12 protein-coding genes and 1 other RNA gene are annotated in these 13,139 nt (G+C 64.8%); 6 read left to right on the plus strand and 7 right to left on the minus strand.

Annotated elements, in window-relative coordinates:
• Positions 1-153: 153 nt before the first annotated feature.
• Together AL3_RS16130 and def are read left to right on the plus strand one after the other, a co-directional pair.
• Entirely contained in the window at positions 154-1,311 is a 1,158-nt protein-coding gene (locus AL3_RS16130) for an acyl-CoA dehydrogenase family protein (protein ID WP_066302971.1), read from the plus strand.
• Between the two features lie 49 nt (positions 1,312-1,360).
• Complete coding sequence (gene def / locus AL3_RS16135; RefSeq protein ID WP_066302974.1) at positions 1,361-1,933, plus strand: peptide deformylase; 573 nt, start codon at positions 1,361-1,363, stop codon at positions 1,931-1,933.
• 95 nt (positions 1,934-2,028) lie between these two features.
• On the opposite strand, the gene AL3_RS16140 is transcribed toward def, so the two are convergent.
• From AL3_RS16140 to rnpB, 3 genes are all read right to left on the minus strand, one after another.
• Positions 2,029-3,495 (minus strand): glyceraldehyde-3-phosphate dehydrogenase, encoded by a 1,467-nt coding sequence (locus AL3_RS16140; protein ID WP_066302976.1) that lies wholly within the window; start codon positions 3,493-3,495, stop codon positions 2,029-2,031.
• 258 nt (positions 3,496-3,753) lie between these two features.
• Positions 3,754-5,109, minus strand: a complete 1,356-nt coding sequence (locus AL3_RS16145) for an MFS transporter (RefSeq protein WP_066302978.1) — start codon at positions 5,107-5,109, stop codon at positions 3,754-3,756.
• Positions 5,110-5,316: 207 nt separating this feature from the next.
• Positions 5,317-5,697: RNase P RNA component class A (gene rnpB, locus AL3_RS16150), an RNA gene on the minus strand.
• Between the two features lie 44 nt (positions 5,698-5,741).
• Here rnpB and AL3_RS16155 point away from each other — a divergent pair.
• On the plus strand, positions 5,742-6,512 hold the full coding sequence (locus AL3_RS16155) for a YaaA family protein (RefSeq protein ID WP_066302982.1): 771 nt from the start codon (positions 5,742-5,744) through the stop codon (positions 6,510-6,512).
• Between the two features lie 3 nt (positions 6,513-6,515).
• Here the strand turns inward: AL3_RS16155 and AL3_RS16160 are convergent, their stop codons facing one another.
• The 3 genes from AL3_RS16160 to AL3_RS16170 all read right to left on the minus strand — a co-directional run bounded on the left by AL3_RS16160 (position 6,516) and on the right by AL3_RS16170 (position 9,285).
• A complete protein-coding gene (locus tag AL3_RS16160) occupies positions 6,516-7,502 on the minus strand; it encodes a reverse transcriptase-like protein (RefSeq protein ID WP_246168607.1) in 987 nt (328 codons plus the stop codon).
• A 3-nt stretch (positions 7,503-7,505) separates the two neighbouring features.
• Positions 7,506-8,246: a zinc ribbon domain-containing protein gene (locus AL3_RS16165; RefSeq protein ID WP_066302984.1), complete on the minus strand. Its 741-nt coding sequence runs from the start codon at positions 8,244-8,246 to the stop codon at positions 7,506-7,508.
• A 73-nt stretch (positions 8,247-8,319) separates the two neighbouring features.
• Complete coding sequence (locus AL3_RS16170) at positions 8,320-9,285, minus strand: Nif3-like dinuclear metal center hexameric protein (RefSeq protein ID WP_083521834.1); 966 nt, start codon at positions 9,283-9,285, stop codon at positions 8,320-8,322.
• A 135-nt stretch (positions 9,286-9,420) separates the two neighbouring features.
• On the opposite strand from AL3_RS16170, the gene msrA reads away from it, so the two are divergent.
• From msrA to epsC, 3 genes are all read left to right on the plus strand, one after another.
• Positions 9,421-9,945 (plus strand): peptide-methionine (S)-S-oxide reductase MsrA, encoded by a 525-nt coding sequence (gene msrA, locus AL3_RS16175; protein WP_066302986.1) that lies wholly within the window; start codon positions 9,421-9,423, stop codon positions 9,943-9,945.
• 82 nt (positions 9,946-10,027) lie between these two features.
• Entirely contained in the window at positions 10,028-10,963 is a 936-nt protein-coding gene (cysK, locus tag AL3_RS16180) for a cysteine synthase A (RefSeq protein WP_066302990.1), read from the plus strand.
• Positions 10,964-11,006: 43 nt separating this feature from the next.
• The gene (gene epsC, locus AL3_RS16185; RefSeq protein ID WP_066302992.1) at positions 11,007-11,591 is read left to right on the plus strand and encodes a serine O-acetyltransferase EpsC; all 585 of its coding nucleotides are present in this window, start codon (positions 11,007-11,009) and stop codon (positions 11,589-11,591) included.
• Positions 11,592-11,671: 80 nt separating this feature from the next.
• Here the strand turns inward: epsC and gnd are convergent, their stop codons facing one another.
• The gene (gene gnd / locus AL3_RS16190) at positions 11,672-13,108 is read right to left on the minus strand and encodes an NADP-dependent phosphogluconate dehydrogenase (RefSeq protein ID WP_066302994.1); all 1,437 of its coding nucleotides are present in this window, start codon (positions 13,106-13,108) and stop codon (positions 11,672-11,674) included.
• Between the last annotated feature and the right edge of the window lie 31 nt (positions 13,109-13,139).

Consider the following 13,139-nt stretch of genomic DNA (forward strand, 5'->3'; position numbering starts at 1 on the left):
CCCAGATGAGGCTGGCTTCCAGCTTCGAAAGGCCGCCTCGGATATGTCCGGGGCGGCCTTTCTACGTATTCATACTTCTGCCCGCAGCGCCGGGCAGTCCCCCGGTACCGGATGGCACCCGCCCCGGACGGGATTACCTGAGGAGGCACCGTCGTGGAACGCAGGCTTTTTGACGAGGACCACGAGCTGTTCCGTGACCTGGCCCGCGAGTTCAACGTCCGCGAGATCGCTCCGGACTACGCCGTCTGGGATGCCAGCCACATGATGCCGCGCAGGATGTGGAAGGCAGCGGGCGAGCAGGGCCTGCTGGGCCTTGCGGTGCCGGAAGAGTTCGGCGGCGCGGGAACGCCCGATTACCGGTACCGGGTGGTCCTGGACGAGGAGTTTGCCCGGGCGAACCATCTGGCCGTCGCGCTGGCCTTCCACCTCCATGACGACCTTGTGCTCCCGCACCTGCTGGCCTACGGCTCCGAGGACCTCAAGGAACGCTGGCTGCCGCAGATGGTCAGCGGGGACAAGGTCACTTCCGTGGCGTGGACTGAGCCGGGGGCGGGCAGCGACCTGCGCGGCATCCGCACCAAGGCGGTCCGGACGTCCGACGGCGACTGGCTGCTCAGCGGCCAGAAGACCTTCATCGGCAACGGCATCAGCGGCGACGCTGCCCTGGTGCTGGCCCGCACCGACGGCAGCACCGGCCGGGGCGGGCGCCGGTCTTTCAGCATGTTTATGGTCGAGAAGACCGAGGGTTACACCACCGGCCGCCAGCTGGACAAGATGGGCGTGAAGGCCTCCGATACCGCGGAGCTTTACTTCGACAGCGTCCGCGTCCCTGCCGGGAACCTCGTTGGTGAAGAAGGCAAGGGACTGGAGTACGCCGCCGGCCAGCTCCCCCAGGGCCGCCTGGCCATCGCCGTCGCGTCCTCCGCAGTGGCCCGGACCGTTTATGAAGCAACGTTGCAGTACACGGCAGAGCGCAGCGCCTTTGGGGAACGGATTGCCGACTTCCAGAACAGCCGGTTTGTCCTGGCCGACATCCTGACCGAGGTGGAGGTGACCGAAGCCTATGTGGACTCAGCGGTCCGGGCGTTCAACGAGGGCACGCTGGACGCGGTTTCGGCCGCCAAGGCCAAACTTTGGGCCAGCGAACGGGCCAAGTCCATCACCGACCGCTGCCTGCAGCTGCACGGCGGCTACGGTTACATCATGGAGTACCCGGTGGCCCAGGCTTTCCTCGCTGCCCGCCTGCTGACCATTTTTGGCGGTACCTCAGAAATCATGCGCGAAGTCATCGGCCGCAGCGTCACTGCCTGACGCACCCGCCCGCCCTCGTAGATCCCTCGCAGAAAGAGCCCGAAAACCAATGACCGTCCGTCCGATCGTTATTCACGGAGAACCGGTGCTGCACCGCAGGGCCGCCGAAGTCCAGGACTTCAACGAGGAGCTGCGCACCCTGGTGGCAGACATGTACGAAACCATGGATGCGTCCAACGGTGTCGGCCTCGCGGCCCCGCAGGTGGGTGTTGGCCTGCGCCTTTTTACCTATGACTACCCGAACGACGACGACGCCCCGGACCGAGGGGTCATCATCAATCCGGTGCTGGTCACGTCCAAGGTTCCGGGATCCGCTCCGGACCCGGAGGAGGATGTCGAGGGCTGCCTGTCCGTTCCGGGCGAGAATTTCCCCCTGCAGCGCGCTGACTGGGTGCGGATAAGCGGCATGGACGAAAACGGAAGCCCGCTGCAGTTTGAGGCAACCGAGTGGTTTGCCCGGGTCCTGCAGCACGAGTACGACCATCTGGACGGAAAGCTCTACGTGGACCGGCTTAACGAGCGGTGGGGGCGTAAAGCCCGCAAGGTGCTCAAAGCGAACGGCTGGGGTGTTCCGGGTCTGTCCTGGATGCCAGGGGTAGATCCGGACCCGTTCGGCCACTGATCCATCCCGCTTCAGCTGCTTTCCGCTGAAACCGGATTAAACCGCACTGCCCGCCCCGGTTTCGGGGCGGGCAGTGCGGTTTATGCGTGAAGTTCCTAGACCGTGGCGACCAGTTCCTCGGCGCGGGGGAAAGCCGGCGGGTTCACATGCGCCATTTCTTCCAGCACACGGATGACCTGGCAGCTGTAGCCGTATTCGTTGTCGTACCAGACATACAGGATGGCGTTTTTACCGTTGGAGATGGTGGCAAGCCCGTCGACGATACCGGCACGCTTGGAACCGACGAAGTCGCTGGAAACGACCTCGGGAGAGTCGATGTAGTCGATCTGCTTGTGCAGCTCCGAATTCAGCGACGTCTCGCGCAGGAAGGTGTTCAGCTCGTCCTTGGTGGTCTCGGTGTCCATATTGACGTTCAGGATCGCCATGGAAACATTCGGGGTGGGCACCCGGATGGCGTTGCCGCTGAGCTTGCCGGCGAGCTCGGGCAGGGCCTTGGCAACTGCCTTGGCTGCGCCGGTTTCGGTGATGACCATATTCAGGGCGGCGGAACGTCCGCGCCGGTCACCCTTGTGGAAGTTGTCGATCAGGTTCTGGTCATTGGTGAACGAGTGCACCGTTTCCACGTGCCCGTTCACAATCCCGTACTTGTCGTTGAGCACCTTCAGCACCGGGGTGATGGCGTTGGTGGTGCAGGACGCTGCGGAGAGAATCGTGTCCTCATCGGTGATGCCCTGGTGGTTGATGCCATGAACGATGTTCTTCAGGTCGCCCTTGCCCGGGGCAGTCAGCAGGACCCGTGCAGCGCCCGTGGCGGCCAGGTGCTGGGCCAGGCCTTCTTCGTCGCGCCAGCGGCCGGTGTTGTCGACCACAATGGCGTTGTTGATCCCGTAGGCCGTGTAATCCACGGTGGCTGGATCGTTGGAGTAGATGACCTGGATCAGGGTGCCGTTGGCGAGGATGGTGTTGTTTTCCTCGTCAACCGTGATGGTGCCGGGGAAGGCCCCGTGCACGGAGTCACGGCGCAGCAGGCTCGCCCGCTTGACCAGGTCGTTTTCGGCACCCTTGCGGACCACGATGGCCCGCAGCCGCAGGCCCTGTCCCCCGCCTTCGTGGTCGATCAGGATACGGGCCAGGAGGCGTCCGATGCGTCCGAAGCCATAGAGGACGACGTCGGTGCTGGTCCGCTCGTCGGCGCCGCGCTTGCCGGCAACATCCGCAAGCTCCGAGCGCAGGAAGTCCAGCAGGGAGCCACCGTTTACTTCGCGCTGATATTTTGCGTTCATCCTGGCCAGGTCCACGGAGGCTGCACCCAGTTCCAGTTCCGTCAGTGCCTGCAGGATCGGCAGGGTCTCGGCAATGGGCAGCTCAGCGTCGTCGATCTGCCGGGCGAAGCGGTGCGCCTTCAGAATGTCGATAACGGAGCGGTTGACCAGCGGGCGGCCGTGGACCGAGGTAACAACGCTGTTCTCCCGGTAGAGCCGGCCAATGAGAGGGATCATGGCTTCTGCCATCGCCTCCCTGTCCATCCACGCATCCAGGCAGGTATCGGACTTCTGGCTCACAGATCTTCACATCCTTTGTCTCAGCCGGCACTGCTTTGTACCGGTTGGTAAGGCCGGCAGCGCACGCGCCGCCGGCAAGCCCCTTGCAGGGCCGGGTCTACGTAGTTCGCCGCGGTGAAACAGGCGGCAGACAATAACTAAGTGTATTAGGCCACAGCGGGGCTTCCTGAACGCGGCAGGAGATGTTTATCACAAGCGGACAGCTGGGGAGGCATCACGTTCCGGCAGGACTGCTGCCGGTGCCGGAGGCTGCCCGGGCTATTGTTCCAGCAGCGCTTCGGTGCCCTTGGTTCGGTCCGTGTCATGTCCCACCGGCTGCGGACCGGCGGGAAGTGCTTCCGGACGGGCAGTTTGACCCGCCCCCTCCGGTGCGGCTGGGGTTGGTTCCGGTCCGGGATCCAGGTCCTCCAGATGCCGGACTCCCCGCAGGGGGCCGGCCGCAGCGACGAGCGGCGCCACGAGTGCGATGGCAATTCCTGTCATGATGCCGCCCCGTACTCCCACCGTGCTGGCCAGCACTCCGGCTACCAGCGATGCCACGGCAAGCATCCCCCAGCTCACCATGCGGGTGGCCGATCCGAGCCGTCCCATCATGTCCGGCGGGCAGACACGCTGCCGGAAGCTTGTGGAGACCACGATGTTCATGGAGATGGCCAGTCCCGTCAGGAACAGCCCAAAGAAGCCAGGCAGCATCCCCCACCCCGGCGTCATCAGCAGCAGCGAGGCATACCCGGCCACAGCGGGAAACATGGAATAGCGCCAGACGACGCCTGAGCCGAAGCGGTCCGTCAGCCACTTCACGGTTAGCCCGCCCAGCGTTCCGCCGAGAGCGGTGGCAGCCATGAGGAACCCCAGCCAAGTCCCGTTCTGGCCCAGTGTGCGGACGACCAAAAGGACCAGAAGCGAGACAACGATATTGCCGCCGAGATTCCACAGGGCAGCCACCAGCAGGAGGACACGCAGGGGCGTGGTGCTCAACGTGTAGCGCAGGCCTGAGCCCATCTCCCGCCAGATGCGCCGTTTCCCGAAGGCAGCCGGGGGTTTCTGCTCGTCCACCTTCAGGCGCAGGATCGCCGCGAACGAAGCGACCGAGGCGGCAACCTGCACCAGGAGCGAATTGGACGCGCCGACGGCGGTGGTCAGCCAGCCACCAAGCCCGCGTCCTACGGCGTCGGCTGAGGCCCCGGAACCCGTCATCAGGCCGTTTCCCTCAATCAGTTCATCCCGGTCCACCGCCCGCGGGATAAGCGCAGCCTCAGCAAGCGTGAAGTACACCGCTGCCAGCCCGGTCAGGAAGGAGACCACAAACAGCTGGGGCGTAGACAGCACTCCCAGCCAGTAGGTCACCGGAAGGGTAGCCAGCAGCAGGACGCGGAGCACCAGCGAGATGAGGATAACGGGGCGCCGGCGGTGCCTGTCCACGATCACGCCAACGGGCAGCCCGAACAACAGCCAGGGCAGGAACACCATGCCGGAGAGGGCCGCTACGGCAAAGTCACTGGCCCCCAGTTCGACAGCGGCAATGATAGGAAGGGCGATCGCCGTGACGGATCCCCCGAGGATTCCCACGGTGGAGGAAAGCCACAGGGCCCGGAAATTAGCGTTGCGGAGCACCAGATGCTTTCTCGGTGCCGGGTTCGAGACCATTGCCACAGAATAGCCGAGGCCCATGCCAATGCATGACGCGGCATGCCCGTGTGGAAAAGTCAGCCAAAATACCGGCGAAACAGGCAACCTGGGTTGTGCGCGGAGCCCGCCGGGCTAAATAATTATCGGCCGGCGATTCACGCGGTACAGATTGTGCAGTCCTGCTGGCCGGTGGGGACGGGCTGGCCGATAAGCCGGGTTTTGTGCCTGCCAGCTGTTTCCAGCCGGAAGGTGGCAATCATCCATCTGGGGGCACCGTTGCCGGTACCCTCTAGCGGCCTACCCGGATACTCAGGCGGGCAGCCCTCAAACGCATCCTGTATGGCCTTGCTCCGGGTGGGGTTTACCTAGCTGTCCCGGTCACCCGGGACACTGGTGGTCTCTTACACCACCGTTTCACCCTTACCCGCGGATCAACGCGGGCGGTCTCTTCTCTGTGGCACTTGCCTGCGGGTTTCCCCGAGTGGGCGTTACCCACCACCCTGCCGTGCGGAGCCCGGACTTTCCTCGCCAGGTCCGGCAGCACCGTCCTGACGCGATTGCCTGGCCAACCCGTCCTTCGGTCAATGGTACCCGGCGGCGGAACGTACGATTAATCAGTGCTGATTCTGCTGCCGCCCTCTGAAGGCAAAACACGCCCCGCCGACGGCCCCGTCCTGGACCCCGGGCTGCTCCGCTTTCCGGAGCTCACCGATGCCAGGAAGCTCACACTCTCCGCCCTGATGGAGACCAGTGCCTCCCCCCAGGCGCTGCAGGTGCTGGGGGTCGGCGCTACCCTGGGCGCGGAAGTGGAGCGGAACGCCGCCCTCGACAGCGAGCCCTGCGCTCCGGCCCACCAGGTCTATTCCGGTGTCCTCTACGACGCGCTCGGGTACGGTTCGTTGAAGGACAGCCAGCGCGGACGCGCGGATGACGCCGTTTTGGTGATGTCAGCGCTGTGGGGCGCCATCGGTTTCTCCGATCCGATTCCGGCCTACCGGCTGTCCATGGGAACAAATCTGCCAGGCGTCGGACGGCTGGCTGCCTTCTGGAAAGCAGTGCAGACGGAACCGCTGGATGAGTACGCAGCCGGACGCCTGATCGTGGACTGCCGCTCCAGCACCTACGCCGCGGCGTGGCGGCCGGACCCGGCCATCACAGCGGCTGTCAACGTCTTCCAGATCCGCGGCGGTGAACGGAAAGTAGTGTCCCATTTTGCCAAGCACACGCGCGGGGAAATTGCCCGGCACCTGCTGACGCGCGGCGAAGCAGCGCCGGCCACCGTTGGGGAACTGCGTGAGGCGGCCGCCGAGAAGTGGGAAACCGAGCTGGTCCCGGCCTCCGGCCGCAAACCGCATCAGCTGAACCTGATCCTCCCCGAAGGCCACTGAGGTCTAGGGGCGGTCCGCCACCAGCTCCACTTCGAAGCCGGCGGCGTTTTCGAGGTACGCCGCATAGTGGTCCGGTCCCCCGGCGTGTGGATGCGTGTCGCTGAACAGCAGCTTCCAGCCGTGGCTTGCCGCCCGCCGGGCCAGCAGATCGACGTCGGCCGGTGAGCCCGCGCCGAAAGCCAGGTGATTCAGCCCAGGCCGGCGCCGTTCATGGTCTGCCGGGAGGACGTCAGGGCCCGCCTCGATCACGATGTAGCCGCTGATACCCTGCCAGCTGGCCCCGGTGGCCCACGAATCGCGCCGGACGAACCCCAGCCGCTCCAGCAGCCAGCCCAGGCTCGTTTCAGCCTGGGGGAAGTCCCTGACCCAGATCTCCGTGTGGTGCAGCCGGCCGGTTGCCTTGGCCGGAGCAGCCGGCTCCTGGCCGGCAGCCGTCTCTTCTGCGGCAGCAGCACCGGTCACTGCAGCAGCGGAAGCCCCCTTGGATGGAGCCTTCCCTTTGAGCTCCCGCTGTTTCCAGGGAACCCCCGCCATGCCGGCATCCATTGCTTCATTGGAAAGCCTGTCGGCGTCCTTGTTAATCTCGCGCGGGATCCACTGGTACTTGACCCTTCGGGGGTCAACGGTCGACCGGGCCTGCGCCGCGAGCCGCTGCATGTCCTCGTGCTTGATCTTCCAGCGGCCGCTCATCTGCTCGACGACGAGCTTTGAGTCCATTTTCGCCAGAATCCAGGCGTCCGGATCAATTTCGTGCGCCAGTTCCAGGGCAGCGATCAGCCCTGAATACTCTGCGACGTTGTTCGAGACGATGCCCAGATACTGGGCCTTTTCCGCGAGGATCTCGCCGGTCTCGGGATCCCGGACCAGCGCCCCGTAGCCCGCGTGGCCCGGATTGCCGCGGGAACCGCCGTCTGCCTCCACAATCAGGGTTCGCCGCGCGGCCGCCGGCGTGTCGTGGACAGGGGTGTCCGAAGGATCAAACAGGGTCACGGATCAGCTGCCCCACTCGGCCGAACGGACCAGGATGCACCCCGAGTCCGGGCAGAACACCACATCGTCCTCAGCAGCCTTGCGGATGTCCGCGAGGTCACCCGGGCTCAGCTGCATGCCGGAACCTTCGGAGGTTCCGTGGAACAGCCTGGCCGCGCCGATGCCGTGGCGGGAAAGGGTTCGTTCGTAAACAGCCAGAAGGTCAGGAGCAAACCGTCCTGCGAGCTCCGTGCGCTGGCGCTGCGTCTCGGCGCGTTCGGCGCTGATTTCGGCCAGCTCGGTGTCCCGTTTCGCTTCGAGGGCAGCCAGTTCTGCTTCGGCGGCACCCGCTTCGGCGCGGCGCTCCGCCTCGACACCCTTGACCGCTTCCAGGCGCTCCATGATTTCCAGCTCGGTGTCTTCAAGGTCAGACCGGCGGCGGGACAGCGACTCGATCTCGCTCTGCAGCGCGGTCAGTTCCTTGGAGCCGCCCGAGCCGCTGTCGAGATGCTTCTGGTCGCGTTCCAGCCGGGCCGTCACCGAAGCCACATCAGCCTCTGCGCGGGTGAGCTCACGCTCGATGTCCGCACTTTCCGTGGCTGCGGCACCCAGGGCTGTCCGGGCAGCAGCTGCCTTCGCAGCGAGGGCCGCGAGGTCCGGGTTCTCACGTACTGAGCGGGCGCGGGTGTCCAGCTGCTTCATCCTGCTGTCCAATGCCTGCAGGTCCAGCAGCCTCAACTGCTCCGCCGGTGATGCTTTTGCCACCAAATACCTCCACTTAATCCGCTTGCCTGACTGGTGCGGCTCTCCTAGCCTATGCCACCGGCGGCCCGGTTCCTCAGCCGGGGGTCAGCACAAAGTCCCACGGGTCGGTGTTCCGGGAGCTCACCCGGATCTCTACCTCGAATCCCTGGTCCGTGAGGACGTTTTCCAGCGCGGACGCGGCCGGAGTGAGCCACAGCCACTCGCTGCCGAAATGGGACACATCAATGAGGTAGGGCCGGCCGTTGACGGCGGCTTCCCGGGCCTCGGAAGCGGGATGATGACGCAGGTCAGCCGTTACATACACATCCGCGTGCTGGGCCCGGACAGCGTCGAAGAGGCTGTCGCCGGCACCGCCGCAGACCGCTACCCGGTGGACAAGCCCCTGGGGATCGCCGGCAACCCGGACGCCGCCGGCGACAGCGGGCATAATGCTGAAGACCAGCTCGGCGAAATCAGCGAGCTTCATCACCTCCGGCAGGTTGCCAACCCGTCCGATGCCTTCTTCGGGAAGCCCGTTGGCAGCCGGCGCCAGGGGAACCGTGTCCTGGAGGCCAAAGGCATCGGCCAGCACATCCGACACTCCCCCGACGGCGCTGTCTCCGTTGGTATGGGCTGTCACCAGGGCGCAGCCGCTTTCGATCAGGCGGTGCACGGCCTCGCCCTTAAAGCTGGTGCCTGCCACCGAATTGACCGGTTTCAGCAGCAGGGGGTGGTGGGTCACCAGGAGGTCCGCACCCCATTCCAGGGCCTCGTCGATCACCTCATGGGTCGGGTCGACGGCGAAGAGTATCCGCTGCACCGTCCGGGAAGGACGGCCCAGGACCATACCGACGGCGTCCCAGTCCTCGGCGAGGGATTCCGGCCACAGTTCCTCCACAGCCACCAGCACGTCACCGACTGTGGGCTGCGCGAGGCCGCCGCTCTCCAGACTGCCCTGGCCCTCTGAACTGTCGTGTCCGTCCTGGTCCGCCGGGATTTCCGGGTTGTCCGTCTGCGGATCGCTGTTGCCGTCGTGCTCGCCGTCGCGTGGGATTTCCATAGGTATAAGTTCTACCCCACCAGCGGTGCATCCACGCAGAGGAAACCGGCCCCGGGAAGTGCCGGGTTCTAAGAAGAACGCCCCCGGTTTACTCAGACGGGAATCTTTGGCATCCCCGTCGTCTTATATAAAGGCATGAAGACGTATGTTCTAGGCGGAGGCTGCTTTTGGTGCCTCGACGCCATTTATCAGAAGACCCGCGGCGTGGAGAGCGTCGTTTCGGGCTACACCGGCGGTTTTACCGCCCACCCCGATTATGAGAGCGTCTGTTCCGGCATGACGGGGCACGCCGAAGTCGTGGCCGTGACCTTCGACGAGGAAATTGTTCCCGCTGAAGTGATCCTCGACATGTTCTTCATTTCCCACGATCCGACCACCCTGAACCGCCAGGGATACGACGTCGGCACCCAGTACCGCTCGTCGATGTTCTACCGGACAGAGGAAGAGCGGGAGGAGATGGAGAAGGCCCTGCAGCGGGCACAGGCGAACTGGAGCGATCCGATTGTCACGGAAATCACGCGGCTTCCCACCTTCCACCGGGCTGAGGAAACCCACCAGAACTTCTACGCCAAGCATCCTGAGCAGGGGTACTGCCAGGTGATCATCAATCCGAAGCTGGCAAAGGCCCGGAAATATTACGCCGAATGGCTTGACAACTAATCATGATGATGCGTGGCGATACGCTGGAAGAAACACAGTTCCGCAACCGGTTCACAGGCCTTACGAACAGAGGAAAAGTCACATGGCACGAATCTACGATGATGTAACCCAGCTGGTCGGCGGGACTCCCCTGGTCCGCCTGAACCGCCTCGCCGAGGGCCTCCCCGGTGACGTTGCGGTCAAGCTTGAGTTCTACAACCCCGCCAATTCCGTCAAGGACCGGATTGGCGTGGCGATTGTCGACGCCGCCGAAAAGGCCGGCGCGCTGCGTCCGGGCGGCACCATCGTGGAGGGCACCTCCGGCAACACCGGAATCGCCCTGGCCATGGTCGGCGCCGCACGCGGCTACAAGGTCATCCTGACCATGCCTGAGACCATGTCGACGGAACGCCGGGTCATGCTGCGTGCCTATGGTGCGGAGATCGTCCTCACACCGGGTGCAGACGGCATGCGCGGCGCCGTGGATAAAGCCAAGGAAATCGTGGCCACCACAGACAACGCGATCTGGGCGCAGCAGTTCGCCAACCCGGCCAACGTGGAGATCCACCGGGCCACCACCGCCGAGGAGATCTGGGAAGACACCGATGGCAAGGTGGACATTTTCGTGGCGGGAGTCGGCACCGGCGGTACTGTCACCGGCGTTGGCCAGGTCTTGAAGAAGCGGAAGCCGGAAGTGCAGATCGTCGCGGTTGAGCCGAAGGACTCCGCCATCCTCAACGGCGGTTCGCCCGGTCCGCACAAGATCCAGGGCATCGGCGCCAACTTCGTGCCTGAAATCCTGGACACCGAGATTTATGACGAGGTCTTCGATGCCTCCATCGAGGACTCCGTGGCGACCGCCCGGGCGCTGGGAACCCAGGAGGGTATTCTGGGCGGCATCTCCTCCGGCGCGATCGTCTGGGCAGCACTTGAGCTGGCCAAGCGGCCGGAGAACGCCGGTAAGCTGATCGTGGCTGTTGTCTGTGACTTCGGCGAACGCTACATCTCCACGGTTCTCTACGACGATATCCGCGGCTAGCCAGCCCGCCCCCCGGGCGGAAAATCCAAGCAGAAAGTCCCACGTGAGCCTCCTGTCACGACTGCGTGAAGACCTCGACGCCGCCGCGTCCCACGACCCGGCGGCGCGGGGTCCGCTCGAGAACATCGTTGTCTATTCCGGACTGCATGCCATCTGGATGCACCGGCTGACCCACAAGATGTGGGCAAACCCCGCTCTCCGCTTCCCTGCGCGGGCACTCTCCCAGATCACCCGCTTTGCCACCGGCATCGAAATCCATCCGGGGGCGACCATCGGCAGGCGTTTCTTCATCGATCACGGCATGGGCGTCGTTATTGGCGAGACCGCTGAGATCGGTGACGACGTGATGCTCTATCACGGGGTAACCCTGGGCGGGCGTTCACTGGCAAAGGTCAAGCGGCATCCCACGCTGTGCAACGGGGTGGTGGTGGGCGCCGGGGCAAAGGTCCTGGGCCCGGTCACCATCGGCGCCAACAGTGCTGTGGGGGCCAACGCCGTCGTCGTCAAGGACGCCCCGGCGGATTCGATCATCACGGGCATCCCGGCCACCTGGCGCCACCGCGATGCCAAGATGACCCAGCCGGCCGTGGATCCCGCCGAGTACGTCGACCCGGCTATCTATATCTAGCCGGATCCAGCAGCAGCCCAGTCAGACAAAAGGCCGGCCGCCCCTTTCGGGGCGGCCGGCCTTTTGTCTGCATGAATTATCTAGTGAGTGTCCACCGCTTCGATTTCTGAGTGGTCACCGCTCCACAGCGTGTGGAACGTGCCCTCGGCGTCGACCCGGTTGTAGGTGTGCGCGCCGAAGAGGTCGCGCAGGCCCTGGGTCAGGGCAGCGGGCAGGCGCTTGCGGCGCAGGCCGTCATAGTAGGCCAGCGACGAGGAGAAGACCGGAACCGGAATCCCCAGCTGCACTGCAACCGAGACCACCCGGCGCCAGGCCGGAAGGGCTGCTGCGATGGACTCGGCGAAGGCCGGGGCCAGCAGCAGGTTGGCAGGTGCCTGGTTACCCGCGTACGCCTTCATAATGTCGTCCAGCAGCTCCGCACGGATGATGCAGCCCGCGCGCCACAGGGAGGCGATCTCGTCCAGCTTCAGATCCCAGCCGTACGTCTTGGCAGCACCGGTGAGCATGTCCAGACCCTGGGCGTAGCTGACCAGCTTGGATGCGTACAGCGCCTGGCGCACGTCTTCGACAAAGGTTTCCGGCAGCTCGACGGCCTGTTCCTCGCCGGCGAGGATGCCCTGAGCCTCTTCGCGCTGGCTGCGCTGGGACGAAAGGGCGCGGGCGAACACGGATTCGGCGATCGCCGACACCGGGGAGCCGAGATCCAGACCGGAGACGACGGTCCAGCGGCCGGTGCCCTTCTGTCCCGCGGAGTCCACCACAACGTCAACGAACGGCTTGCCGGTCTTGGCATCCGTATGGGCCAGGACTTCGGCGGTGATCTCGATGAGGAAGGAGCTCAGCTGGCCCTTGTTCCATTCGGTGAAGATCTCTGCCTGCTCGGCCGGTTCGATGCCCGCAGCGGAGCGCAGCAGGTCATAGGCTTCGCCAATAACCTGCATGTCGGCGTATTCGATGCCGTTGTGGACCATCTTCACGAAGTGGCCCGCCCCATCGGTACCGACCCAGGTGCAGCACGGTTCACCGTTGTACTTGGCGGAGATTTTCTCCAGCATGGGACCGAGGGAATCGTAGGATTCACGCGAGCCGCCGGGCATGATCGAGGGGCCGAGCAGCGCCCCTTCCTCGCCGCCGGAAACGCCGACGCCCACGAAGTGAAGGTCCTTTTCCGCCAGGGCGGCTTCGCGGCGGCGCGTGTCCTCGTAGTGCGAGTTGCCGGCGTCAATGACGATGTCGCCTGCTTCCAGGAGCGGGACCAGCTGGTCGATGACCGAGTCAACAGGCGCTCCGGCCTTCACCATGATCAGCACGCGGCGCGGCTTCTCCAGCGAATCGACGAGTTCCTGCAGCGTCTCCGTGCGGATAAAGTCGCCTTCATCGCCGTGCGCGGAGAGCAGGGCATCCGTCTTTTCCACTGACCGGTTGTGCAGGGCCACCGTGTAGCCGTTGCGGGCCAGGTTGCGGGCGAGGTTGGCCCCCATAACGGCCAGGCCGGTCACACCTATCTGTGCGCTCAAAGTTCACTCCAAGGATTCTTTAGGTGCCGCT

The organism is Arthrobacter luteolus NBRC 107841 (assembly GCF_001552075.1).
Lineage (GTDB): Bacteria > Actinomycetota > Actinomycetes > Actinomycetales > Micrococcaceae > Arthrobacter_B > Arthrobacter_B luteolus.